Source organism: Pseudohongiella nitratireducens, from assembly GCF_001642735.1.
GTDB lineage: Bacteria > Pseudomonadota > Gammaproteobacteria > Pseudomonadales > Pseudohongiellaceae > Pseudohongiella > Pseudohongiella nitratireducens.
Genome location: NZ_LWHM01000033.1, coordinates 285,894 through 308,236 on the forward strand (window position 1 = coordinate 285,894; position 22,343 = coordinate 308,236).

Sequence of the window (22,343 nt, forward strand, 5' to 3'; positions counted from 1 at the left end):
TTATCACTGGATTCCTGATCATATTGCGCATGCATGTTGCGCTTAACGCTAACACGGATTGAGAATGTCAGACAGACTGGTTATTGCCATTTCTTCACGTGCCTTGTTCGACCTGAACGAAAGTCACTCTATATTTGAAGAACAGGGCCTGGATGCTTACCAACAATATCAGATTGCTCATGAAAATGAGCCCTTGCAGCCAGGCGGTGCTTTCAGCCTGGTTCGAAAACTGTTGCGGTTGAATGAAAATCTTGACCGCCAGGCGGTTGAAGTGATTTTACTTTCCAGGAACAGTGCGGATACCGGCCTGCGAATCTTTAATTCAATTGAACATTACGATCTGGCTATTTCACGTGCTGCCTTTTCCGGCGGTGACAGCCCCTATCGCTATATCGCTGCCTTCAATTGTCACCTGTTTTTATCCATGGATGGGGCTGATGTCAGACATGCCCTGGAGTCAGGTGTAGCAGCTGCAACTATTTTACCGTCCAACCCCCAAACCAATTCTTCCGGTCGTTTAAAGTTTGCCTTTGACGGGGATGCGGTACTTTTTTCAGATGAAGCTGAGCGTATCTATAAAACGCAAGGGCTGGAAGCGTTTACCCGCAGCGAGAAGAATTCGGCTGACCAGCCGCTGTCAGGCGGACCCTTCAAGCCTTTCCTGTCAGCGCTCCAGCAACTGCAAACGGCATTTCCGGCTGGTGAATCTCCCATACGTACCTGTCTGGTTACTGCGCGCTCAGCGCCAGCCCACGAGCGTGTCGTAAAGACGTTGCGAGCCTGGAATATTCGTATTGATGAAAGCCTGTTTCTGGGTGGCATGGAGAAGGGCAGTTTCCTGAAAGCGTTTGATGCGGATGTCTTCTTTGATGATCAGCAAGGACATTGTGAATCAGCGCGAGAGCATGTTGCGACAGGTCATGTGCCTCACGGGGTGGCAAATGAGCTGAAAGCACAGAATAAATCAGCAAAAAATAATAAAAAGGATTCATCATCATGAAACTTCAGCAGCTTCGCTATATCTGGGAAGTCGCAGCCCATGGCATGAATGTTTCAGCGGCTGCAGAAGCCTTGCATACGTCGCAGTCCGGTGTCAGCAAACAGATACTGGCGCTGGAAGATGAGTTGGGTGTCGAGATATTTATCCGCAACGGCAAACATATCGCAGGCATGACAGCCGGTGGTACGGAGATAGTAGAGCAGGCGGGGGAGCTGTTGCTGCGAGCCGAGAATATCAAGCGGACGGCGGCGGAGTACAAGAATGAACTGGTTGGCAGCCTGTCGCTGGCGACCACCCATACACAGAGCCGTTATGTCCTGCCACCGGTGTTGTCAACGTTTATTCGCAAGTTTCCAGATGTGTCGTTGCAGCTGCATCAGGGGACACCGTTACAGATAGCCGAACTGGCCGCTAAAGGTGTGGCGGATTTTGCCATTGCCACCGAAGCCATGGAACAGTTCAATGACCTGATGATGATGCCATGCTATCAATGGAACCGTGTGGTGCTTGTTCCTGCTGGCCACCCGCTGGTCGGGCGGGGGAAACTGCAATTGGCCGATCTGGCAGAATTTCCATTGGTAACTTACGTGTTGGGTTTCACGGGTCGTTCCCGGCTGGATGATGCTTTTGCGAGTAAAGGGTTACAGCCCAAAGTTGTTTTTACCGCCGCGGATGCGGATGTGATCAAGACTTATGTGCGGCTGGGGATGGGGATCGGTATTGTGGCCAGCATGGCTTATGATGCTGACAAAGACAGTGACCTGGTGGCACTGGATGCCAGTCATCTCTTTGAGTTCAGTCTGACTAAAATTGGATTCAGGCGGGGGATGATGTTTCGTGCTTATATGTTTGATTTTGTTGAGATGTTTGCCCCGCATTTGAGCAGGGCTAAAGTCCACGCCGCATTGAAGTGTTCATCTCAGTCAGAGGTTGATGCGCTGTTCTCGGACAGCGAGGTACCTACGCTCTGACCCGACTTTATTTGTCAAAGCCAACCAGGTTGACCTTGTGCAGGCCGCATTCTTTTGCCGTGGCTTCCTCCCACCACCAGCGGCCTTCACGTTCGTGCTGATTAGGGCCAATGGGTTTGGTGCAAGGCTCACAACCGATGCTGACAAAACCACGATCATGCAGCGGATTGTAAGGCAACTCAAACATCCGAATGTAGTTCCACACCTCAGCCGAGCTCCAGTTAGCAAACGGATTAAATTTCAATAATGTTTTGCCTGGACCTGCAAAGGTTGTGTCCTGCTGTGCCACCGGGACATCAGCACGAGTCGGGCTTTGATCTTTACGCTGACCGGTAATCCAGGCATCGTAACTTCCAAGCTGACGTCGTAACGGCTCGGTTTTACGAATTCCGCAGCACTCTTCATGGCCATCTTCATAAAAACTGAACAACCCCTTTTCACGAGTCAGTTTCTGGATGGACTCCGTGTTCGGTGACAGGATGGTTAAATTAAGATTGTATTCCTTGCGCACTTTTTCAATAAACGCATAAGTTTCCGGGTGCAGGCGACCGGTATCCAGAGTGAATACGGGGATATCCTTGCGCAACTTCCAGGCCATGATGACTAAAGCCACATCTTCCGCTCCACTGAACGAAACACAGACATTATCGATATCAGTCAGAACCGTCTTCAGAATATCTCTGGGCTCATAATCCTGAAAAGTTGTATTCAGTTCGTCGATGTTGGCTGTGCTGATGGTCATATTGGCTATCCAGAGTACTGTTCGCTATTTGATCTGCTTGCGGGGCGCTGGCAATTGTGCTGCGCCACAGCAAAGGTGCGTATCATACAACGCCGGGGCTGGTACTTCCATGTCGGGCATACTAAAATGCGCGTTTTTGCATCTGACGAGAGGTGGGTTGTGGAGTTAGCTTGTCTGGACCTTGAAGGCGTTCTAATACCAGAGATATGGATCGACTTTGCTGAAAGAACGGGAATCGACGAGCTTCGTGCCACGACGCGTGATATCCCGGATTATGATGAATTGATGCAGCAACGTCTGCGTATTTTGCGGGAAAACAATCTGGGTCTGCCGGATATCCAGGCGGTTATCGATCAGATGGCACCGATTCCGGGTGCCAGAGAATTTATCGACTGGTTACGTGAGCGCTTCCAGGTCATCATTCTCTCCGACACGTACTACGAGTTCGCTCAGCCCTTGATGCGGCAACTGGGTTTTCCAACCCTGTTTTGTCACAAACTGGAAGTCGGCGATGATGGCATGATTACGGATTATCATCTGCGCCAGAAAGACCCCAAACGACAGTCAGTAAAAGCGTTTCACAGCTTGAATTATCGTGTGATTGCGGCTGGTGACTCGTATAACGATACGACGATGCTGTCAGAAGCCGATGCCGGTATTTTGTTTAAAGCCCCGGATAATGTCATCGCTGAATTCCCTCAGTTTCCAGCAGTCCATGAATATGCTGAGCTGAAAGAAGAATTCCTGAAAGCCAGCCAGCGAGCGCTATCGCTGTAATACAGATTAGTGTACAGGTTGGTATTGCAAGGTCAGTTAGCCAAGGTCAGTCCGCTCAGTAAGGCGCTGACCTTGTCATGACACTCCTGATACTCTTCCTCTCCATCGGAGTCTGCCACAACTCCGCTGCCTCCCCAGCAAAAAATATCCTGTTCAGTGCACTGCATCGTTCTGATTGCGATGTTGCTATCCAGTCTGTTGAATTCGTCCAGATAGAATACTGAGCCGCAATAGGCACTACGTGGCACGGTTTCCAATTCAGAGATGATTTGCATGGCACGAATTTTCGGAGCTCCGGTTATCGAGCCACCGGGAAATGCGCTGATCAGCAATTGCAGAGCACTGACACCTTTTGGCAGTCTGCCGCGTATTGTGCTGACCAGATGGTGTACCTGACTGAAGCTCTGTAGCTCGAACAAAGCATCGACTTTGACAGATCCCGTTGCACAGATCCTGCCCAGGTCATTTCTGAGCAGATCGACTATCATCAGGTTTTCTGCACGGTCTTTTTCGCTTTGTGTCAGGGATTGAGCAGCGGCACTGTCAATCTCAGGATCAGTGTGGCGAGGCCTCGTGCCCTTAATAGGCTGAGTGAGTACATCGTTTTGATTCACCTGAATAAACCGTTCTGGTGAGAGGCTTAAAACACCGCCGCCTAAATTGCTGACATAGGCCGAGAAAGGACTGTGACTCAATTTACGCAATGCCAGGTAAGCTGCTAACGGATCACCTTTATAAGGTGCTGTAAAAGACAGGGCGAGGTTGGTTTGATAGCAGTCGCCCGCATGAATCCAGTGCTGTAATTGGTCAAAAGCCATGACGTACTGGCGTTTGGAAACAAGCGGTCTGAAATGAGCTTTGAGCTTAAACTCTGAAATAGAGGCTGTCGCTGGTGGTCGTGATTGTGATGACTTCTCTAACCAGGGACCTAGGGTCGTCAATAATTTTTCAACGGTTGCGGTACTGCACTCTGGGCGAACAATCAGACGGCTACGCTTTGTTTGGTGATCAACAATGACAAACCAGGCGTACCAGCCCATCCATGCATCAGGGACTTCCTGCAGGTGCGTTAAGGCTGGCGTTAGCTGCGATACTCGTTTGTAGCCAGATACTTCATGCTGCAAAAAATGGTATCCCATAACACCCATAAAGCCGCCAGCGAAGGGTAATGCCAGCAGTTCTGCGCGGCAGTGAGGGTCCAGGTTATCCGTGTCGAGACGGTAGCGATTGAGTATTTGCTGGCAGAGCAGCGGGAAAGACTGCTCTGTGGCGATTGTCCAGGGTTGGCTGGCAGAAGATTTAAACTGAAAAACGGTCTGATTATTGTCACGGATAGCGCGTAATTCGCACTCAGGCATTGCACTTAGAATGTCATATCGGCCATTGGGGTGTTGGCCCAGCCCGCTGTCCAGACAAGTGGCACCGCAAAGCTGCCCAATCGTTGCAATCAACGAGGCGCTATCCCGGTGATAGAGCAGGCTGTAGGATGTTATCTTGTGCATTAAGGAAGTACGTCAACCCTGACGGCAAAATCAGCTGTTTGCTGGAGACTTTGAGTCGGTACCTGCGCATTATCCTGATCCGTTTGGTTGTCCAGGGCAGTTGTAGTTTCTGCGCCGGTATTGATTGGGTCCAGTGTCACCCACTGCCCCAGGGGCATGGAAACGCGGTATGTTGGCAACAGCGCCTCAATGCCAAAAGTCTGTATATCAGCATGTACAGTTGAGCCGGTAATTTCAGCTTCAATACGCAACGATGCAGCGGGTTGTGCTGTTGTTTCCAGGTCTCCCTCATTGGTTGTGGCGCTGACTTGGGCATTGTCTGTAGTGGTACCCTCAGGAAGTGCAGCGTTGCCAGCCAATGCTAGGACAAACGTATTCATTTCAAATTCCAGTGCCTGCATACTTTGACGGTCATCTATGTTCTCACTGGAGGAAAAAGAGGGGTCAATACTGAGTACAAGTCGCCGGGCTGGTACGTCGAATGCATCAAGCGCTCTTTCCAGCTCAACTAAATTGCCAGCCGTGGTATTGATTACCAGCTTGTCAGCGATCCTGCCGATATCTCCGCGCGGATCCAGCAATGGTCTCAGTCGCTCCAATGCTGTCACAGGTGAGCGATGCTCAAGCGTTACAATGAGGTTAGCCGCTCTGTTGGTTGCAGCACTGTTATTGTCATCAGATGCAGATTGATTCTGCTGACCCTGCACGTTGCTACCGATAAGGGTCAGAGAAAATATCAGAGCCAGTGGGAACAGATGCTTTGCAGTCATTGGTTGCATTCGGGTTCATCCAGATAAAGTGTTCCGGTCTGGCAAAGAGACCGGGTTATTTGCTTAATTTTCAGATCATGACGGGATGCCTCGATCCAGTCATCTGCTACCGGCTCAGTCCAGTCAGAGTCACATAAAGACTGTACCAGGGACAAGTGTACGCTGTTCAGTTGCAGGGTATTTCCATCCGCAAACAAAAACAAACTATCACCCTCGATGGCATAAGCAAATCTGGCACCGGGTCTGCGCCATAGCTTTAGTAACTGAGCGTCAGGTGAAGTGCCATAAAGTTCTGCTTCAATACGGTTTAACTCGTCATCATCTGTTTCGTCGAGGATTTCGTCCCGAGGTGTTGTCATGTTCTGACCAAACCATTGCCGAATGGCTTGGGGGTTATTCGCCAACGCTGACAGGACAGTCTGAAGTGATGCAATGGCGTTCTCGGGAATTTCAGCCGGGTGGACAGGTAATGCCGGGGCGAAATCACGGTAACGTTTTTCATCGCTTAACTGCTCGGCAATCTGTTCTGCGGCCCCCATGATCATATCAGCATGGGAGGGTGCCCTGAAACCCAGTGAGTAAGTGATGCTATCGCCAATGGCGACTCCATGATGAGCAATACCCGCAGGGACATAGAGTATGTCGCCGGGGTTCAATAACCATTCGTGCCTGGCTTCAAACTGCTTCAGTAATTTCAAACCACTTGCTGTGTCCAGTGCCGTCTGGCTGTCACAGTGTCCAGCGGTAAACCATCGCTTCTGGCCGCTACCCTGAATGAGAAATACATCATAATAGTCAAAATGGGCTCCAACACTGGCTCCATCTGAGGAAGCATTCACCATGACATCATCAATACGCCAGTGTGGTAGAAAATCAAATTCGGCCCAGATTTTCCTCAATGTAGGTATACAGTGATCAACTGCCTGGACCAGTAAATTGAAGGGTTGCTCCCCCAGGCTCAGAAAGTCTGTTTCAGAGAAGGGGCCATTCTTCACCTGCCATGGCTGTGTGTTTGTCTCTGTCAAAATGAGACGAGACTCCATATCAGGTTCACAAGCCAAACCTGCCAACTCATCAGCACTCAGCCAATCAGCGAGGTGCGTATTTGCGTTGCTGATCAGGCAGGGTCTCTGTTGCCAGTAATGCTCGAGAAACCCCTGTCTGTCAAAATTGGCAGGTAGTAGTGACATTTGTTTAGCTGTCTCTGTCTGTGATGTTGCGCGCTATTACCCGGCCGTTAGATATTGCTGGCTTGGGAAACTGCGTTCCCGGTATAACTGCCTGGCGTCAATTCTTTCAATGTTGTTTTGGCGGACTCCGGAATGTCCAGGGTATCGATAAACTGACTGATGCTTGGCGCGTCAATTTGTTGTCCGCGAGTCAAGTCTTTCAGTTTTTCATAAGCCTGTTCAACACCGTAGCGTCGCATTACCGTCTGAATCGGCTCGGCCAGTACTTCCCAGCTCTGATCCAGGTCCTGATCAAGGGCCGACGGATTCATGCTGAGTTTGCTCAAGCCTTTTAATGTCGCCTGGTAGGCGATGAGACCATGCGCGAAGCCGGTGCCGATACTGCGTAAAACAGTCGAATCGGTCAGGTCACGCTGCCACCGCGAAATGGGCAGCTTCTCGGCTAAATGCTGCATGATGGCGTTGGCGATACCAAGGTTGCCTTCCGAGTTTTCAAAGTCGATGGGGTTGACCTTGTGCGGCATGGTGGAAGAGCCGATTTCGCCTGCAATCGCCTTTTGCTTAAAGTACCCCAGAGAAATGTAACCCCAGATATCTCTGTCCAGATCGATCAGAATGGTATTGAAACGGCAGGAAGCGGCGAAGACTTCAGCAATGTAGTCATGTGGTTCAATTTGTGTGGTATAGGGGTTCCAGTCCAGCCCCAGCGACTCAACGAACGTCTGGGCATTGGCTTGCCAGTCTGTCTCCGGGTATGCCGAAAGGTGAGCATTGTAGTTGCCCACGGCGCCATTAATTTTTCCCAGCACAGGGCTGTTGCTGAACTGTTTAAGCTGTCGTTCAAGACGGTAAACCACATTGGCGATTTCTTTGCCCACGGTGGTGGGGGATGCCGTTTGTCCGTGTGTTCTGGACAGCATGGGCTGGGTGGCAGTGTCTTTAGCCAGTTGCCGCAATGTGTCAACCAGTTGTTGCATGGCTGGCACCATGACCTTGTCACGACCCTCTTTGAGCATCAGCGCATACGACAGATTATTGATGTCTTCCGACGTACAGGCAAAGTGAACGAACTCCAGATGTGGCTTGAGTTCGGTCTGATCGGCAAATTTTTCTTTAATGAAATACTCGACCGCTTTAACGTCGTGGTTGGTAGTGCTTTCAATTTTTTTAACCCGCTCAGCATCTTCCAGCGAGAAATTATCAACGATGGCATTTAAAAACGCATTCGCTTCAGTCGACAATGCCGGGGCTTCAATAATGTCCTCATGCTCAGCCAGTCGCTGCAGCCAGCGTATTTCTACCTGAACACGGTATTTGATCAGTGCATATTCACTGAAATATTCACTCAGACTTTCCGTCTTGTTTCGATAGCGGCCGTCAGTGGGTGAAATTGCCGTTAATGTGCTTAGGTTCATGCCTTGGTTGTCCTTGCGTTAACAATATTAAAGAGGTAAACATTAAAATCAGCGCTGCATTAGTGCTGTGTTAGTACTGCGTTAGTACTGAATTAGTGCAGCATTTTTCGGCGTACTCCGGTGAGGCATTGCCGGATTCGCTTCTTATAGAAAAACAGGTGCCAACGCCTGCCGCCCAGTTGATGCCACAGAACAGCGGAACGGATGCCGGCAAACAGCAAGGCCCGTATTTGATCCGCTACCTGTTGCTCGCGTAAATGTTCCGGGTTACCCGCCACATGAATACGGAAGTTCAGACGGCTGATCGTGTCCTGGTAAAGTCGGGCCAGTGCTGCACAGTCCGCATGCCAGGCTTGTTCCGGAAGGTCTTCCGGATTTTCATCCTGGTTTTCGGTGGCAGCAAGGTGATTGATTCGCTCGGCCACTGTGTTCATCATGTCTTTATTTTTTCTCAACTGTTGCTGCAGCACTAGCATGCCAAGCAGATAGCGGACAACATCGGCATGTTGTTTAAGCCCGCTGCTGTCAAAACTTTCCTGCAATGTTTTCATGCCCGCGTCAAAGTTACCCGGTTCGGGATAGAGAGAGGAGACAGAGTCTGCATCTAACAGATAAACAGGACGTAAACATTGTTGCATCAATTGACGGTCAGCTTTGCCCTCAACTGCAAGGTCACGAACCAGCATGGCACATTGAGTGACCACGCTGAGGGCTATGTTTCTGTATTCCCATTCGGAGAATCTAGCGTTGGTATGACTCAATGACCGCTCCTCCCAGGCATATATCCTGGTCATAAAAAACGATTGTCTGGCCCGGTGTGACTGCGCGCTGGGGTGAGTCAAAGCTCACAGTCAACGTCCCGTTGCCGTCAAGGTCTTCAACGAGACAGGCCTGATCAGGCTGTCTGTAGCGAATCTTGGCATGACAACGCAACGGCAGCTCAATACCGGCCTCATTAATCCAGTGCACCTGGGTGGCCTTCAGTTGGCTTGAAAAAAGAGCCGGATGGTCATTTCCCTGTGCAACCAGCAGAACATTCCGCTCGAGGTCCTTGCCGACAACATACCAGGGTGCTTCAGGGTAGGCGTGATGGCCGCCGATACCCAGGCCCTGACGCTGACCATAAGTGTGATACATCAGACCTTGATGATGGCCAATTCGCTCACCGTCTGTGGTTTCAATATCACCGGGTTGAGCCGGCAGGTACTGTTGCAAAAAATCTTTAAACTTTCGTTCGCCAATGAAACAGATGCCGGTGCTGTCTTTTTTATCACTGGTGACAAAATTATTTTCTGTGGCGATCTGCCTTACCTCGGTTTTATCCAGCTCACCAACCGGAAAGAGACTGCGCGAGAGGCTTTCATGGTTCACGGCTGACAGGAAATAGGACTGGTCTTTATTATTGTCCAATCCTTTTAACAGACAGCTCTGACCGTTGCGCTCTCCGCGGCGGGCGTAATGCCCGGTGGCAATAAAGTCAGCACCCAGTTCAAGTGCATATTCCAGAAAGGCCTTAAACTTGATTTCCCGGTTACATAGAATGTCCGGGTTTGGCGTTCGCCCCGCCTGGTACTCATGGAGAAAGTGCTCAAATACGCCGTCCCAGTACTCGGCAGCAAAATTTGCGGTATGTAAATGGATGCCCAGACGTTCACAGACCGCTTCAGCATCAGCCAGGTCAACTTTGGCTGTGCAGTATTCGGTGCCATCGTCTTCTTCCCAGTTTTTCATGAACAGGCCTTCCACCTGGTAGCCCTGTTGCTGTAACAACAATGCTGCTACCGAAGAATCGACGCCGCCGGACATGCCGACAATGACCTTGGTGTCTTGTGGACGCGTTTCCATTAAAAATGCTGACTCCATTTACAGGTGCGGAGAAGTGAAAGAGGGTATGCTGCACCATCAAGGTAATCGAGTATGGCCTGTTTCACAATTGGACTGCGAAGGTGTGGCGCGGAGTTGATTTCCTTGAGCGTGAACCAGTCGGCCCGCAGAATATCTTCATCCAGCGCCATATCGGGGTGATGTGCAACGGCTTTTGCCACGAAAGCAAAGCGGATATAGGTTTTGCGCTCCACGGTTGGCAGGGCAGGATCAGCCTGCTTGCTGATTTCCAGTTGATAGATTCCGATAAGCCCGGTCGGTGCCACTTCCCAGCCTGTTTCTTCCAGAGCTTCCCGAACCGCTGCCTGAAGAATGGTTTCTTCATCTTCCATATGGCCTGCGGGCTGATTCAGAACACGGACATCACCTTCCATTTCCTCAACCATGAGAAAGCGGCGGTCATCAGCGGGAAGGGTACTATCTTCAGGGTGTTCCACGATTACAGCGACGGTGCTGTGTGGAAACCAGGTTCGGTTGGAGGCCATGTATAACGTCTATGTCTATTGTCGATGTCTATTCGCGGCTAATGATGCGAGTTTAATAGGTAAAGTTTACCTGAATTCGGCAAAATTTGCTTGTCTGTCCCTGTTGTGGCGTTCAATTAGACCGCTAAAAAGGCGATAATGGTTTTTATTTGACGCAAGGATTATCCATGACGGACACAACGTCACAGAATACCCTGACTCACCTGGATGAACAGGGGCGGGCGAGAATGGTGGATGTCAGCAAAAAAGCTGTCAGTAACCGCATTGCGATAGCAAAAGGCCAGGTGTTGATGACGCCTGAGACACTGCAGAAGATCGCCGATGGGGATCATGCCAAAGGTGATGTGCTGGCTGTTGCCAGGGTGGCTGGTATCATGGCTGCCAAGAAATGCCCGGAGCTGATTCCCATGTGCCACCCGTTATTGCTCAATCATGTGGAAGTAAACTTTGTGATGGATTGGGACAGAAGCCGTGTTCTGATTGAGGCCAGTTGTGGTCTTGAGGCGCGTACGGGCGTTGAAATGGAGGCGCTGACAGCAGTATCTGTCGCCGGGCTGACCATTTATGATATGTGTAAAGCTGTTGATAAACATATGGTTATCGGTGAAATTCACCTTAGCTATAAAGAAGGTGGCAAATCTGGTGATTTCCACTGGGATAAGGAGTAACAGATGCTGACGGTTCGCTATTTTGCCAGTTTGCGAGAGGCTCTGGGCTGTGAGGAAGAGAACATCACGCTGGAGCAGAAAGACAATGTGACCGTTTCTGACCTGGTTGGACTGTTAAGTGCCCGGGGGGAGCCCTGGGATGTATTACAGGATACGGGCCAGGTTCTGGTCGCAGTGAATCAGTCGATCTGCCAGCGAACACAACCTTTGCATGGTGATGAAGAGGTTGCTTTCTTTCCGCCGATGACAGGAGGCTGAAGCGTGGCAGTCGATGACAAAACATGTCGTATCAACATACAGGTCCAGTCCGATGATTTTGACCTGGGGAGCGAGTATAGCCGGTTGCGACATCAGGCGGATAACCCGGGAGCTATTGTCAGCTTCATTGGCCTGGTCCGGGATTTTATCGGGGAAGGAACCGAAGGGGAGCAGAGCCTGACGCTGGAGCATTATCCGGGTATGACTGAGAAAGCGCTGCAGGACATCGCAGATCGAGCCTGCAGCCGTTGGCCGCTTAGCGGGTGTACGATTATTCATCGCGTTGGCAAACTGGTTCCCAGTGAGCAAATTGTTGCCGTTCTTGTGGCCAGCAGCCATCGAGATGCGGCTTTTTCCGGTGCGGAATTTATTATGGATTACCTCAAAACAGAGGCACCCTTCTGGAAAAAGCAACAGGCCGGAGATCAGGCAGAATGGGTTGTTAGTCGTGCGAGTGACTACCAGAGAGCGTCGCGGTGGAAAAATAGCAAACACTAGTACATTTGGGTATGATGAGAGAACTATTCATAATGTGAGTGCCCCCTACATAGAGCTTGAGCAAATGCCATTTCGTTTTCTTTTTCACTACCTGCTCACTATCGCGACGTTTGTCTCAGCCTTTGGCATCTCAACAGCTTACGGTGAACGACTACAGGTCATTGACCAGGATGGTAATCCGGTTGCCAATGCCGTCGTCAGTTTTCCATCGCAGGGACCGATCCCGGTACCTGAGTTGAATGCTGTTATCGATCAGATTGATAAACAGTTTGCCCCCCATGTTCTAGTGGTCCAAAAAGGGCAGTGGGTGAACTTCCCCAACAGTGATGACATTCGCCATCATGTCTATAGTTTCTCTGATCCCAAAACATTTGAGATGCGTCTTTTTAATGGTACAGACTCTGAACCGCAACTCTTTGACCAGCAGGGGATCGTCGTACTGGGCTGTAATATCCATGATGAGATGCGTGGTTTTATCTACGTGGCTGATCAGGAGAATACGGGTGTTACTGATGCTGGGGGTTATGCGGAAGTACAGGTAAATGGCAGTGACTTCGATGTCTGGCACGAACGCCTTTCAGCCAGTCAAACGGAAAAGCGAACCATGAGCATTGATTCTCTGATTGACGGATCACCCAGGCAAGTTCGTATTACCCTGGTGATTGATGCTCAAGCGGAAGAGGATGAGCGCACATTCCGGTCACGTAAATTCGGTAACGACTAACTAGGCGGTTCGGCAGTGGCACAGCAATCCCTGAATCAGAACATTTTCCGGTTAGTTGTTGGGATTGTCCTGATTACGACAGTCGTCATCCTTGTTAATGTCTGGACATCCACCAACAATCACGCACAACAGCAACTTAATCGTGATCTGGATGTGGCCGAAAGTGTGCTGGAAGAAATTCTGGCTAATCGTGAAGAGCAACTGATTAACTCTTCACTGGTTTTAACGGCTGACTTTGGTTTCAAGCAAGCGGTTGCAACAGAGGATCGCGCGACCATCGATAGCGTTTTACAGAATCATGGCGAGCGTATTGATGCTGACTTGATGGCACTGACCTCTTTGGACGGTATCAACATTACCAGTACCCCCTCAGTCCTGCCTGTCGGGCAACCATTCCCTCACCAAACTCTGATTACGAATGTACTACGCGACGGCGGAGTCTCATCCTACATGCAGGTTGGCAATGAGCTTTACCAGGTCATACTGCTAACGGTGGATGCCCCGTCGCCGATTGCTATTACTTTGCTCGGCTTTCGCCTGGATGGTGAGTTGCTGTCTCAGTTAAAGAACGTGACACAGCTGGATACCAGTCTGCAGGCAAGTGGCAGCAATAGCAGGCCTTTATTTTTAAGCACATTACCAGTGAGCGAGCAGGATAACATCACAGCCTCTATCAGCAGGCAACTGAACTGGCGCGAAGTGGCATTTGGTTTCAGTGATGCGATTGTCAGCCGGAAAATGGAACTTGCCAGTGAACACGATCTGTCGATTTCCATCCTGTTGACAGAAGATATAAACAGACTCTTCAATGAATTTTCAACATTACAGGCAAACATAGCGATTATTGCGTTCCTGTCTGTGATTTTTGCATTGATCTTTGCAGCACTACTGTCCCGTCGACTGACCCGCCCGCTGTCCCGTCTTTCCGCTATTGCCGGTCGAATCAGTAGTGGTAATTACGATTACAAAATTGAGCATGAGTCAGACTCCAGAGAGTTTACCAATCTTGCCACGGCCTTTCGTCAGATGCAGGAAAGCATCAAGGCACGTGAAGAGAGAATAACTTACCAGGCAAACCACGATGCGGTAACTCAATTATATAACCGACACAGCGCTGACCGGATACTGCAGAAGAGACTGGAAGACGGTGCTTCTTTTCAGGCGATTGGGGTGAGTATTCTCGGTTTTCGTAACATTAATGATGTGTTTGGCTATCAGAATGGTGATGTCTGCTTACATCAAATTTCAAGACGCTTATCCGATCTGGGTGGATTTGGCGCAAGATTAACAGGCGGGGAGTTGTTATGGGTTCCAGACAGAGAGTTTGGTAACGATGAGCTTGAAGCGCTGCGTCACTCTTTGGAACAGCCTGTTAACACTGGTGAGCTGGTCGTTAATATTCAGGTTTCTCTTGGTGTGATGCTATGCCCACAGCATGCAGATACGGCAGAGGATCTGTTCCGTCGAATGAATATTCTGATGGATACCGCCAAGTTACAGCAACAAATATTAGCTTACGATGAAGAACTGGATAGAAAGTATCAGCGTCGTTTGTCGGTGGTGACTGAGCTGGAAAGAATGCTGCTGGAGGAAAGGTACGAGTTTTCTTTGCACTATCAACCCAAAGTCAACTTGCAAACCGGGAAAGTGCAGTCGCTGGAAGCCTTGTTGCGCTGGCACAGTTCTGAGTTAGGATTTATACCTCCTGATGAATTTATTGTTCTCGCCGAACATGCCGGATTCATTAATCAGATAACTGACTGGGTAGTAACACAGGCAATTAGTGACCTGGCGCTGCTGCAAAGCAAAGACATACCGCTGTCTGTTTCCGTTAATTTGTCAGCGCAGGACGTCACCAATGCTGATTTGCTGGCGAATATTCAGCAACAACTGAATCAGCAGCAGGTCGCTGAACACAGTTTTGCTATAGAAATAACCGAGAGTGACCTGCTTAAAGAACCGGAAAAGGCCATCAGGTGCTTAATGGAATACCGGCAACATGGGTTCGAAATTGCCATTGATGACTTTGGTACAGGTTACTCATCTCTGGCCTATTTAAAAAGCCTGCCAGTAAATGTTTTGAAAATCGATAAAAGTTTTGTTCTCAATCTTGATCAACAACAGGAAGATCAACAAATTGTCAGCAGTATTCTTGAGTTGGCAAAAAGTTTTGATTTGCACGTTGTCGCGGAAGGTATAGAGAGCGCTGAATCATTAGCACTTCTGCATAATTGGGGATGCGAGTGGGGGCAGGGGTATTTTATCAGTAAACCTTTGTCATTCACTGCTCTGCTAGAGTGGTATGAAGTTCATAAAGACACAAATTGGGTGGAGTGAAAGTATGCAAAGATATAAACGTCTGCCAATCTATTGCCTATTGCCAATGGTGCTTGTATCGGCGCCTGTTTTTTCAGCAGATGGCAAATTAATTGGCACTGCAGGGCTGACGCAAATAGAGGGCGCTGGCGGTGGTGGTCTGGTGCCCTGGGCGACGTTATCAGGATATGATTCTGAGGATCAGATTTCAGCCAGCTCTGCCGTGACGGTCGTTGATGTCGATGACTACCGTTTGAATGCATTTGGTATGAGTGCCTCTTTTTATGATCGTGCTGAAATCAGCCTGTCACATCAGCGCTTTGATCTTAAATCCCTTGGCGGCACGATACGCCAGAACATTGTTGGCATGAAGTATCGTCTGTACGGAGATGTGGTTTACTCAGAGCTGCCGCAAATCAGTATTGGTTTGCAGCATAAACAATTGTCCGACACGGCTGTCGCTGAAGCACTGGGTGCCGATGATGATCAGGGCACAGATATTTACCTGGCAGCAACGAAAGTTCACCTGGGAGCCATTGGCGGCTATAACGCTGTCTGGAATTTAACAGCCAGAGCGACCAAAGCCAACGAAATGGGGCTGTTAGGTTTCGGTGGTACTCAGAACTCCGATTATGAGCTGCAACTGGAGGCATCAGCAGGCATTCTGTTTTCACGTAACCTGGCAGTCGGTGTTGAATACCGGCAAAAGCCCGATAATCTGGGTTTGGGGGAAGATGACTGGGTGGATGCATTTGTCAGCTATATTCCCAGTAAGTCGGTTAGTATCACTGCCGCGACAGCTAATCTGGGAGCCATTGCCGGTGCGCCCGGGCAAAGCGGATTTTATCTGTCATTGAATGCACAACTGTGGTGAGCTATTTATGAGATTACTGATTGTTATTCTGCTCTTCGGCCTTACAACCGCCTGTGTCACTTCCTCACAAAGCCTTTATGCTGAGCTTGGCGGCGAGGATAAAGTCGATGAAGTGGTCGAGAATTTTATTACAGAGATTGAATTTGATCCGATGATGTATGATTATTTTAAAGACTCTGATATCGGTCGGTTTCGGGAAAAGTTCACAGAACACTTTTGTATGTTGACTGGCGGCCCTTGTGAGTACACAGGGGATACGATGGAGCAGGTCCATACCGGCATGGAAATTTCAGAAGCGAACTTTAATCATGCAGTCGACTTGCTGATATCGGCCATGAACAAGGCCAACATACCACACCGTCTGCAAAATCGCGTATTGGCCACCATGGCGCCACTGCGTGGTTCAATTATTTATATCTGATGTTGTTGCAGGCACTTCGTCATGCCGCTCCTGACGATCGCACACTGTAAGATTACTATGACAGCTTCTCGGTTTACGCTGATTCCCTGATACGAAAAGAACCATTATAACGTATGAAAAATCGCGATAACCGAGGGCTTGATATTGTTGCTTTTCTTGCTGACAGTGCTCATGGGGCTGACTCTTCTCGTTTTTTTCTATCTGTCAGTCAGCAAGAGACGTGAATCGCGTTTACACCAATTGCTTGAGCAACTGGCCTCAGGTGAAATCCTCAATCGTGCGTTGCTGCTTGATGCCAATGTGCAGAACCACGCCTTGTCAAAACCGCTGTTACGTTTTCTGGATAATATGCTGCGCCGCGAGGCGCGCTTACAGGAACTGACAAAACAGGACTTTCTCACCACATTCAAAACGCAAAATGGTTCGCAGTCTTTTGTGACTCAGAAATTGGCCATGCGCCATTCTCCATTTGATGCCGTGTCTGTGAGGATTAATAACCTGCGCATCATCAACGATATCTATGGCTTTCACCACGGCGACAACTGCATTAAGGAAGTAGCAAACAGACTGGCCGCTATTCCGGGCAGTGGCATAAGAATGGATAGCGGTGATTTATTATGGTTATCAGAGACTACGATAAACGCCTCAGAGTCAGAGGCTCTGGTCGACAGCTTATCCTTGCCTGTGATGTCAGCGGGAAGCACTATCGCAATAGATTTAGTCCTGGGTATCGTCAATTGTCCGGCACAGGCTGACGGCTGTGAGGCACTATTTCGGCGGGCCTGGCTAACTCTCGAGCAAGCCTGTCAATCCAGGTGTCGGTTTAATCACTATTGCGCCAGCCTGGACAAAACGTACTTGCGAAGATTATTGATCATTGCCGAGTTGGAGTCCGTGTTTAATGGCAGGGACTCTGAGTTCAGCTTGTTCTACCAGCCTAAAATGAACCTCGCAACGGGACAGGTTGAGGCCGCAGAAGCACTCATTCGTTGGCATAATCCGGTGCTGGGTAATGTGTTTCCCGATGAGTTTATTCCACTTGCTGAACAGACAGGTTTGCTGTCTAAAATCAGCTACTGGGTTGTCAGTCAGGCGGTGCGTGATTTGCTTGTTTTTCGTGAGAGAGATGTACCGATTTCAGTTTCAATTAATGTATCTGCCGACGACATTACTGATCCCCGTTTGTTGGAACACGCTGTGCATTTGCTGCAGGTAAATGGTTTGCCTGCTTCACAACTAAGTTTTGAACTGACAGAAAGTCAGTTGCTGGAGAATCCGGATCAGGCCATCATTCACCTGACTGAATTTAGAAAACATGGCTTTCGCCTTGCGATAGATGATTTCGGGACAGGATATTCCTCACTGGCATACCTGAAACGCTTGCCTGTCGATGAGCTTAAAATTGATAAAAGCATTTGTAATGCAACTGGATACACAACCGGATGATCAAAGTATTGTGCAGGCCATTCTGACGTTGGCACAACGCTTTCAGCTGGCCGTAGTAGCAGAGGGGGTGGAGGTGCCAGCGTCCTTGTCTTTGTTGCATCAATGGGGGTGCCATTGGGCGCAAGGCTACCTGGTAAGCCGGCCTTTACCACAAGAGCGTTTTATCGAATGGTTTGTTAGCGACGAATCCCGGACATGGCAGCAGCCATATCGTCTGGAACAGTAAGCTGTCGGTATTCACCTGGTTGTAACCCGCCAAGATCCCAGGGACCAATGCTGGCTCGTATCAAACGTAATGTCGGGAACCCGACAGCTGCAGTCATCCGACGAACCTGCCTGTTTTTGCCTTCACTGATCGTGAGTTCAATCCATGTCGTGGGAATGTACTTGCGTTCTCGGATAGGCGGATATCGCTCCCAGATTTCAGGTTCAGAAATCCGTCTGGCTGAGGCGGGTCGTGTTTTACCATCTTTCAGCAGCACACCACTTTTGAGCTGCGAAATAGCCTGGTCAGAAATATCCCCTTCAACCTGGGCCCAGTACGTTTTTGGCAGTTTGAATTTGGGATGTGAGACCTGGTGCTGAAATTTACCTGATGAAGTCAGCAGCAAGAGGCCTTCTGAGTCTTTATCCAGACGTCCCGCGGCATAGTAACCAGGCAAGCGAATGTAGTGTCCTAATGCTTGTTCAGGTACGTCGTGGGTGAATTGCGAAAGCACATTGAAGGGTTTGTTGAACAAAATGATATCAGCCATGGCTTATTATACCCTGTGCCGGGGCAGTTTTCTTGAACCATATGGGGGCTTATGCCGACAAAGTTCACAATAGTGCCGGTCAAAGAAGGGTAGGGCCGGGTAGCAACACTGACGCTGTCAGATTACTGCCCGGCCTTGGGTCATGCAGTAACCTGTATCAGGCTTGGGATTGCACTGAAACCGGTTTGATATTGGTTGCATGAAGGCCTTTTGGGCCCTCCAGGGTTTCGAATGTCACATGCTGGCCGGCTTTCAGGGTTTTATAGCCGTCCATTCCAATTGCCGAGTAGTGCGCGAAGAGGTCTCCACCCCCGTCATCCGGCAGAATGAATCCAAACCCTTTTGCATTGTTGAACCATTTGACTTGCCCCGTTGCCATTATAAAACTCCATTAACGTATATTTTAATTTTAATTGTGTTACACGCCAGGCATAGCAAACCTGAGTGTTAGTCCATAACAAAAACAACACATCCGTGTTAAAGACTATTATTCATCATTTTTTTCTAAATGCAACAGGATGCAATGAAAGGGTGACAAAATCAGGTGGTTTAGGGCGAAATAAGGCGAAAAAGCCTCTCGAGTGTCGGTAAATGGGTGTGATACACACCCAAGAGGCAATACAGTGATAACATACGACGTATTACCGAGACTAGTAAATCCCATGATGCGAGCAGAGGCAAGCAGTTTATTATGCAAGGCAGTTTTTCAGATAGTTATTGCCAGGATAAAGGCGGAAATTCCGGCTCTCAGGACTCAGACCGTGGTGTAGCAACGGCAACGGCTCCACCCAAGCTGGCCAGGCCACCCAAATACAAAGTGCTATTGAATAATGATGACTACACCCCCATGGAATTTGTTGTGGATGTACTGGTAAAGTTCTTCTATATGCCAGTCGAAAAAGCCACCCAGATTATGTTGAAGGTACATACTGAAGGAAAAGCTGTTTGTGGGGTTTATAGTCGGGACATTGCAGAGACAAAGGCCGATCAGGTCAACAGCTATTCGCGAGAGAATCAGCAACCTTTGCTTTGCCACATTGAAGTAGATCAGTAAGGAGCAGTATTAATGTTAAGCCGTGATCTCGAAGTCACTCTGAACGATGCTTTTGCCAGTGCACGCAGCAAGCGTCATGAATACATGACTGTCGAGCATTTATTGCTGGCCTTGCTTGATAACGAGATGGCCGCCAGTGTGCTCATTCAGTGTGGTGCAGAGCTTGATACGCTGCGCAGTGGGCTTGAGGAGTACATAGACGCCACTACGCCAGTACTGGCCGAGCAGGATGAGTCGCGTGATACCCAGCCCACGCTGGGCTTTCAACGGGTCTTGCAGCGAGCCGTTTTCCATGTGCAGTCTTCCGGTCGCCAGGAAGTCAGTGGTGCCAATGTGCTTGTCGCCATTTTCAGTGAACAGGAAAGCCAGGCTGTCTATCTGTTGGCTCGCCAGGATATAGAAAGGCTGGATGTGGTTAACTTCATCAGCCATGGCATCAGCCCGCATGACGAGGAGGGGGGTGAAGACCCAACCGGCTCCATGGAAGATGAGGAAGGCAATGAGCCACAAAGTGCATTGTCTGCCTATGCGAGCAATCTGAATGAGAAAGCCCGGGCTGGTCGAATAGACCCTTTGATTGGTCGTGATACTGAAGTGATGCGTCTGATCCAGATCCTTTGTCGACGACGGAAAAATAACCCGCTGCTGGTTGGCGAATCAGGTGTCGGTAAAACAGCTGTCGTGGAAGGGCTGGCCAGGCAGATCGTAGAAGATAAAGTACCCGATGTCCTTAAAGACCAGGTGATATATTCACTGGATATGGGGGCATTGCTGGCGGGCACCAAGTACCGTGGTGATTTTGAGAAGCGTCTGAAAAAACTGCTCTCAGAGCTGTCCAGTAACCCGGATTCCATTCTGTTTATCGATGAAATCCATACCATCATTGGAGCCGGGGCGGCCTCAGGTGGCGTTATGGATGCTTCCAACCTGCTGAAACCGGCACTGGCTTCTGGTGAACTGCGTTGTGTGGGTTCTACCACTTATCAGGAATACCGGGGGATTTTCGACAAGGATCGCGCATTGTCTCGGCGCTTCCAGAAAATTGATGTTGAAGAACCAGATGTTGAGACGACGTACCGTATTCTGAAAGGGTTGAAGTCCCGTTTTGAAGAACACCATGAGCTCAGGTACAGCGATAACGCGTTGAAAGTGGCCTCTGAGCTGGCTGGCAAGTATATCAATGACCGGTTTATGCCTGACAAGGCAATTGATGTCATGGACGAGGCCGGCGCCTGGCAACGCCTGCAGCCGGACAGCCGGCGCAAGAAACTGATCCAGGCACCTGACATGGAGAAAGTTGTCGCATCCATTGCCCGCATTCCACCAAAACAGGTCAGCAGCTCAGATGTTGAAGCCCTGAGAAACCTGGATGCCAACCTGAAGATGGTTGTTTTTGGCCAGGATGAAGCAATTTCTTCTGTGTCCACGGCTATCAAGCTTTCCCGAGCCGGCCTGGGTGTTCCTGACAAGCCAATTGGTTCCTATCTGTTTACCGGTCCCACCGGTGTAGGTAAAACAGAGGTAAGCCGGCAACTGGCCAGAATTCTGGGTATTGAGTTGCTGCGTTTTGATATGTCTGAGTACATGGAACGCCATACGGTTTCACGTCTGATCGGTGCGCCGCCTGGCTATGTCGGTTTTGACCAGGGCGGTTTGATGACCGAAGCGGTCACCAAGCATCCACACTGTGTGTTACTGCTCGATGAAATCGAAAAGGCGCATCCGGATGTATTCAACCTGCTGCTGCAGGTAATGGACCACGGTACGCTGACCGATAACAACGGTCGCAAAGCCGACTTCCGCAATGTGATTCTGATCATGACCAGTAATGCCGGTGCACAGGAAATGTCCCGACGTTCCATTGGCTTCACTACCCAGGATCACAGTGCTGATGGTCTTGAGGTGATCAAGCGTAACTTCACACCGGAGTTCCGCAACCGCCTGGATGCCATTGTGCAGTTCGGTCCACTCGATGAAGAAACCATTCGCACGGTGGTTGATAAGTTCCTGGTGGAGCTGCAGGTTCAACTGGATGACAAGAAGGTAACCCTCATGGTTGATGATTCAGCCAGGGACTGGTTCGCCAAACATGGTTATGATCCGGTCATGGGCGCCAGGCCGATGGGACGTTTGATTCAGGACAAGCTCAAGAAAGCCCTGGCAGAAGAAATCCTGTTTGGCAATCTCAAAGACGGTGGTCAGGTCAGTGTCTCAATCGAGGATAATGAAGTGAAGCTGACTATTAAGGACCGGGCAGGGAAATCAGGTAAGAAGTCACAACCTTCTGCGTCAACCACCTGAGCCCGAGCGTGAAACAGCGCTGCTAGCCAGAGCTATAAGGCGGGCAGCGCTGAATTAACGTGCGCGATAGGTAATGCGGCCTTTGGTAAGGTCGTAGGGAGTCAGTTCGACTTTAACCATATCGCCTGTCAGGATGCGGATGTAGTTCTTGCGCATTTTGCCTGAGATGTGAGCCGTCACAATGTGGCCATTCTCAAGTTTTACGCGGAACATAGTGTTTGGCAAAGTATCTACGACTTCACCTTCCATCTCAATTTGGTCTTCTTTCGCCATTGAATCGAAAGTCTCACTC

25 protein-coding genes are annotated in these 22,343 nt (G+C 49.5%); 14 read left to right on the forward strand and 11 right to left on the reverse strand.

What is annotated here, in order from left to right:
- The first annotated feature begins 64 nt into the window (after positions 1-64).
- A complete protein-coding gene (locus tag PSCS_RS13800; protein WP_068812657.1) occupies positions 65-1,000 on the forward strand; it encodes a 5'-nucleotidase in 936 nt (311 codons plus the stop codon).
- On the forward strand, positions 997-1,971 hold the full coding sequence (cysB, locus tag PSCS_RS13805) for an HTH-type transcriptional regulator CysB (RefSeq protein ID WP_068812658.1): 975 nt from the start codon (positions 997-999) through the stop codon (positions 1,969-1,971). The genes PSCS_RS13800 and cysB overlap by 4 nt, the downstream gene beginning before the upstream one ends.
- Before the next feature lie 7 nt (positions 1,972-1,978).
- Here cysB and PSCS_RS13810 read toward each other — a convergent pair whose 3' ends face one another.
- Positions 1,979-2,713: a phosphoadenylyl-sulfate reductase gene (locus PSCS_RS13810; protein WP_068812659.1), complete on the reverse strand. Its 735-nt coding sequence runs from the start codon at positions 2,711-2,713 to the stop codon at positions 1,979-1,981.
- Between the two features lie 159 nt (positions 2,714-2,872).
- On the opposite strand from PSCS_RS13810, the gene thrH reads away from it, so the two are divergent.
- Entirely contained in the window at positions 2,873-3,490 is a 618-nt protein-coding gene (gene thrH, locus PSCS_RS13815) for a bifunctional phosphoserine phosphatase/homoserine phosphotransferase ThrH (RefSeq protein WP_068812801.1), read from the forward strand.
- A 32-nt stretch (positions 3,491-3,522) separates the two neighbouring features.
- Here thrH and pabB read toward each other — a convergent pair whose 3' ends face one another.
- The 7 genes from pabB to PSCS_RS13850 all read right to left on the reverse strand — a co-directional run bounded on the left by pabB (position 3,523) and on the right by PSCS_RS13850 (position 10,736).
- Entirely contained in the window at positions 3,523-4,992 is a 1,470-nt protein-coding gene (gene pabB, locus PSCS_RS13820) for an aminodeoxychorismate synthase component I (RefSeq protein WP_068812660.1), read from the reverse strand.
- Positions 4,992-5,762, reverse strand: a complete 771-nt coding sequence (locus tag PSCS_RS13825; protein WP_157885725.1) for a hypothetical protein — start codon at positions 5,760-5,762, stop codon at positions 4,992-4,994. The genes pabB and PSCS_RS13825 overlap by 1 nt, the downstream gene beginning before the upstream one ends.
- Entirely contained in the window at positions 5,759-6,952 is a 1,194-nt protein-coding gene (locus PSCS_RS13830; protein WP_068812665.1) for a JmjC domain-containing protein, read from the reverse strand. The genes PSCS_RS13825 and PSCS_RS13830 overlap by 4 nt, the downstream gene beginning before the upstream one ends.
- A gap of 47 nt (positions 6,953-6,999) precedes the next feature.
- Positions 7,000-8,367 carry an adenylosuccinate lyase gene (purB, locus tag PSCS_RS13835; protein WP_068812667.1) on the reverse strand — a complete coding sequence of 456 codons (1,368 nt, stop codon included), beginning with the start codon at positions 8,365-8,367 and terminating at the stop codon, positions 7,000-7,002.
- A gap of 92 nt (positions 8,368-8,459) precedes the next feature.
- Positions 8,460-9,128 (reverse strand): high frequency lysogenization protein HflD, encoded by a 669-nt coding sequence (hflD, locus tag PSCS_RS13840; protein ID WP_157885726.1) that lies wholly within the window; start codon positions 9,126-9,128, stop codon positions 8,460-8,462.
- Positions 9,109-10,212: a tRNA 2-thiouridine(34) synthase MnmA gene (gene mnmA / locus PSCS_RS13845; protein WP_106387124.1), complete on the reverse strand. Its 1,104-nt coding sequence runs from the start codon at positions 10,210-10,212 to the stop codon at positions 9,109-9,111. Before mnmA ends, hflD begins: the two co-directional genes overlap by 20 nt.
- On the reverse strand, positions 10,212-10,736 hold the full coding sequence (locus PSCS_RS13850) for an NUDIX hydrolase (protein ID WP_068812673.1): 525 nt from the start codon (positions 10,734-10,736) through the stop codon (positions 10,212-10,214). The genes mnmA and PSCS_RS13850 overlap by 1 nt, the downstream gene beginning before the upstream one ends.
- A 167-nt stretch (positions 10,737-10,903) precedes the next feature.
- On the opposite strand from PSCS_RS13850, the gene moaC reads away from it, so the two are divergent.
- The 9 genes from moaC (at position 10,904) to PSCS_RS16295 (ending at position 18,167) form a co-directional block, all read left to right on the forward strand.
- Entirely contained in the window at positions 10,904-11,404 is a 501-nt protein-coding gene (gene moaC, locus PSCS_RS13855) for a cyclic pyranopterin monophosphate synthase MoaC (RefSeq protein WP_068812675.1), read from the forward strand.
- 3 nt (positions 11,405-11,407) lie between these two features.
- Entirely contained in the window at positions 11,408-11,662 is a 255-nt protein-coding gene (gene moaD, locus PSCS_RS13860) for a molybdopterin converting factor subunit 1 (RefSeq protein ID WP_068812677.1), read from the forward strand.
- Between the two features lie 30 nt (positions 11,663-11,692).
- Complete coding sequence (locus PSCS_RS13865) at positions 11,693-12,160, forward strand: molybdenum cofactor biosynthesis protein MoaE (protein ID WP_068812803.1); 468 nt, start codon at positions 11,693-11,695, stop codon at positions 12,158-12,160.
- Between the two features lie 34 nt (positions 12,161-12,194).
- Positions 12,195-12,884, forward strand: a complete 690-nt coding sequence (locus PSCS_RS13870; RefSeq protein ID WP_157885727.1) for a methylamine utilization protein — start codon at positions 12,195-12,197, stop codon at positions 12,882-12,884.
- 15 nt (positions 12,885-12,899) lie between these two features.
- Positions 12,900-15,221, forward strand: a complete 2,322-nt coding sequence (locus PSCS_RS13875; RefSeq protein WP_068812681.1) for a putative bifunctional diguanylate cyclase/phosphodiesterase — start codon at positions 12,900-12,902, stop codon at positions 15,219-15,221.
- Between the two features lie 4 nt (positions 15,222-15,225).
- Positions 15,226-16,074, forward strand: a complete 849-nt coding sequence (locus tag PSCS_RS13880; protein WP_068812683.1) for a DUF3034 family protein — start codon at positions 15,226-15,228, stop codon at positions 16,072-16,074.
- Positions 16,075-16,081: 7 nt separating this feature from the next.
- Positions 16,082-16,495 carry a group I truncated hemoglobin gene (locus PSCS_RS13885; RefSeq protein WP_068812805.1) on the forward strand — a complete coding sequence of 138 codons (414 nt, stop codon included), beginning with the start codon at positions 16,082-16,084 and terminating at the stop codon, positions 16,493-16,495.
- Between the two features lie 165 nt (positions 16,496-16,660).
- A complete protein-coding gene (locus PSCS_RS13890; RefSeq protein WP_269801336.1) occupies positions 16,661-17,941 on the forward strand; it encodes a bifunctional diguanylate cyclase/phosphodiesterase in 1,281 nt (426 codons plus the stop codon).
- A complete protein-coding gene (locus PSCS_RS16295) occupies positions 17,916-18,167 on the forward strand; it encodes an EAL domain-containing protein (protein WP_157885729.1) in 252 nt (83 codons plus the stop codon). Before PSCS_RS13890 ends, PSCS_RS16295 begins: the two co-directional genes overlap by 26 nt.
- On the opposite strand, the gene PSCS_RS13895 is transcribed toward PSCS_RS16295, so the two are convergent.
- Both PSCS_RS13895 and cspD read right to left on the reverse strand, forming a co-directional pair.
- Complete coding sequence (locus tag PSCS_RS13895) at positions 18,118-18,696, reverse strand: pseudouridine synthase (protein WP_068812687.1); 579 nt, start codon at positions 18,694-18,696, stop codon at positions 18,118-18,120. The two genes, PSCS_RS16295 and PSCS_RS13895, sit on opposite strands and share 50 nt — an antisense overlap.
- 157 nt (positions 18,697-18,853) lie before the next feature.
- A complete protein-coding gene (cspD, locus tag PSCS_RS13900; RefSeq protein WP_068812689.1) occupies positions 18,854-19,075 on the reverse strand; it encodes a cold shock domain-containing protein CspD in 222 nt (73 codons plus the stop codon).
- Positions 19,076-19,387: 312 nt separating this feature from the next.
- On the opposite strand from cspD, the gene clpS reads away from it, so the two are divergent.
- The gene (gene clpS / locus PSCS_RS13905) at positions 19,388-19,750 is read left to right on the forward strand and encodes an ATP-dependent Clp protease adapter ClpS (RefSeq protein WP_068812691.1); all 363 of its coding nucleotides are present in this window, start codon (positions 19,388-19,390) and stop codon (positions 19,748-19,750) included.
- Positions 19,751-19,762: 12 nt separating this feature from the next.
- A complete protein-coding gene (gene clpA, locus PSCS_RS13910; RefSeq protein ID WP_068812693.1) occupies positions 19,763-22,051 on the forward strand; it encodes an ATP-dependent Clp protease ATP-binding subunit ClpA in 2,289 nt (762 codons plus the stop codon).
- 54 nt (positions 22,052-22,105) lie between these two features.
- Here clpA and infA read toward each other — a convergent pair whose 3' ends face one another.
- Positions 22,106-22,324: a translation initiation factor IF-1 gene (gene infA, locus PSCS_RS13915; RefSeq protein WP_058021674.1), complete on the reverse strand. Its 219-nt coding sequence runs from the start codon at positions 22,322-22,324 to the stop codon at positions 22,106-22,108.
- Between the last annotated feature and the right edge of the window lie 19 nt (positions 22,325-22,343).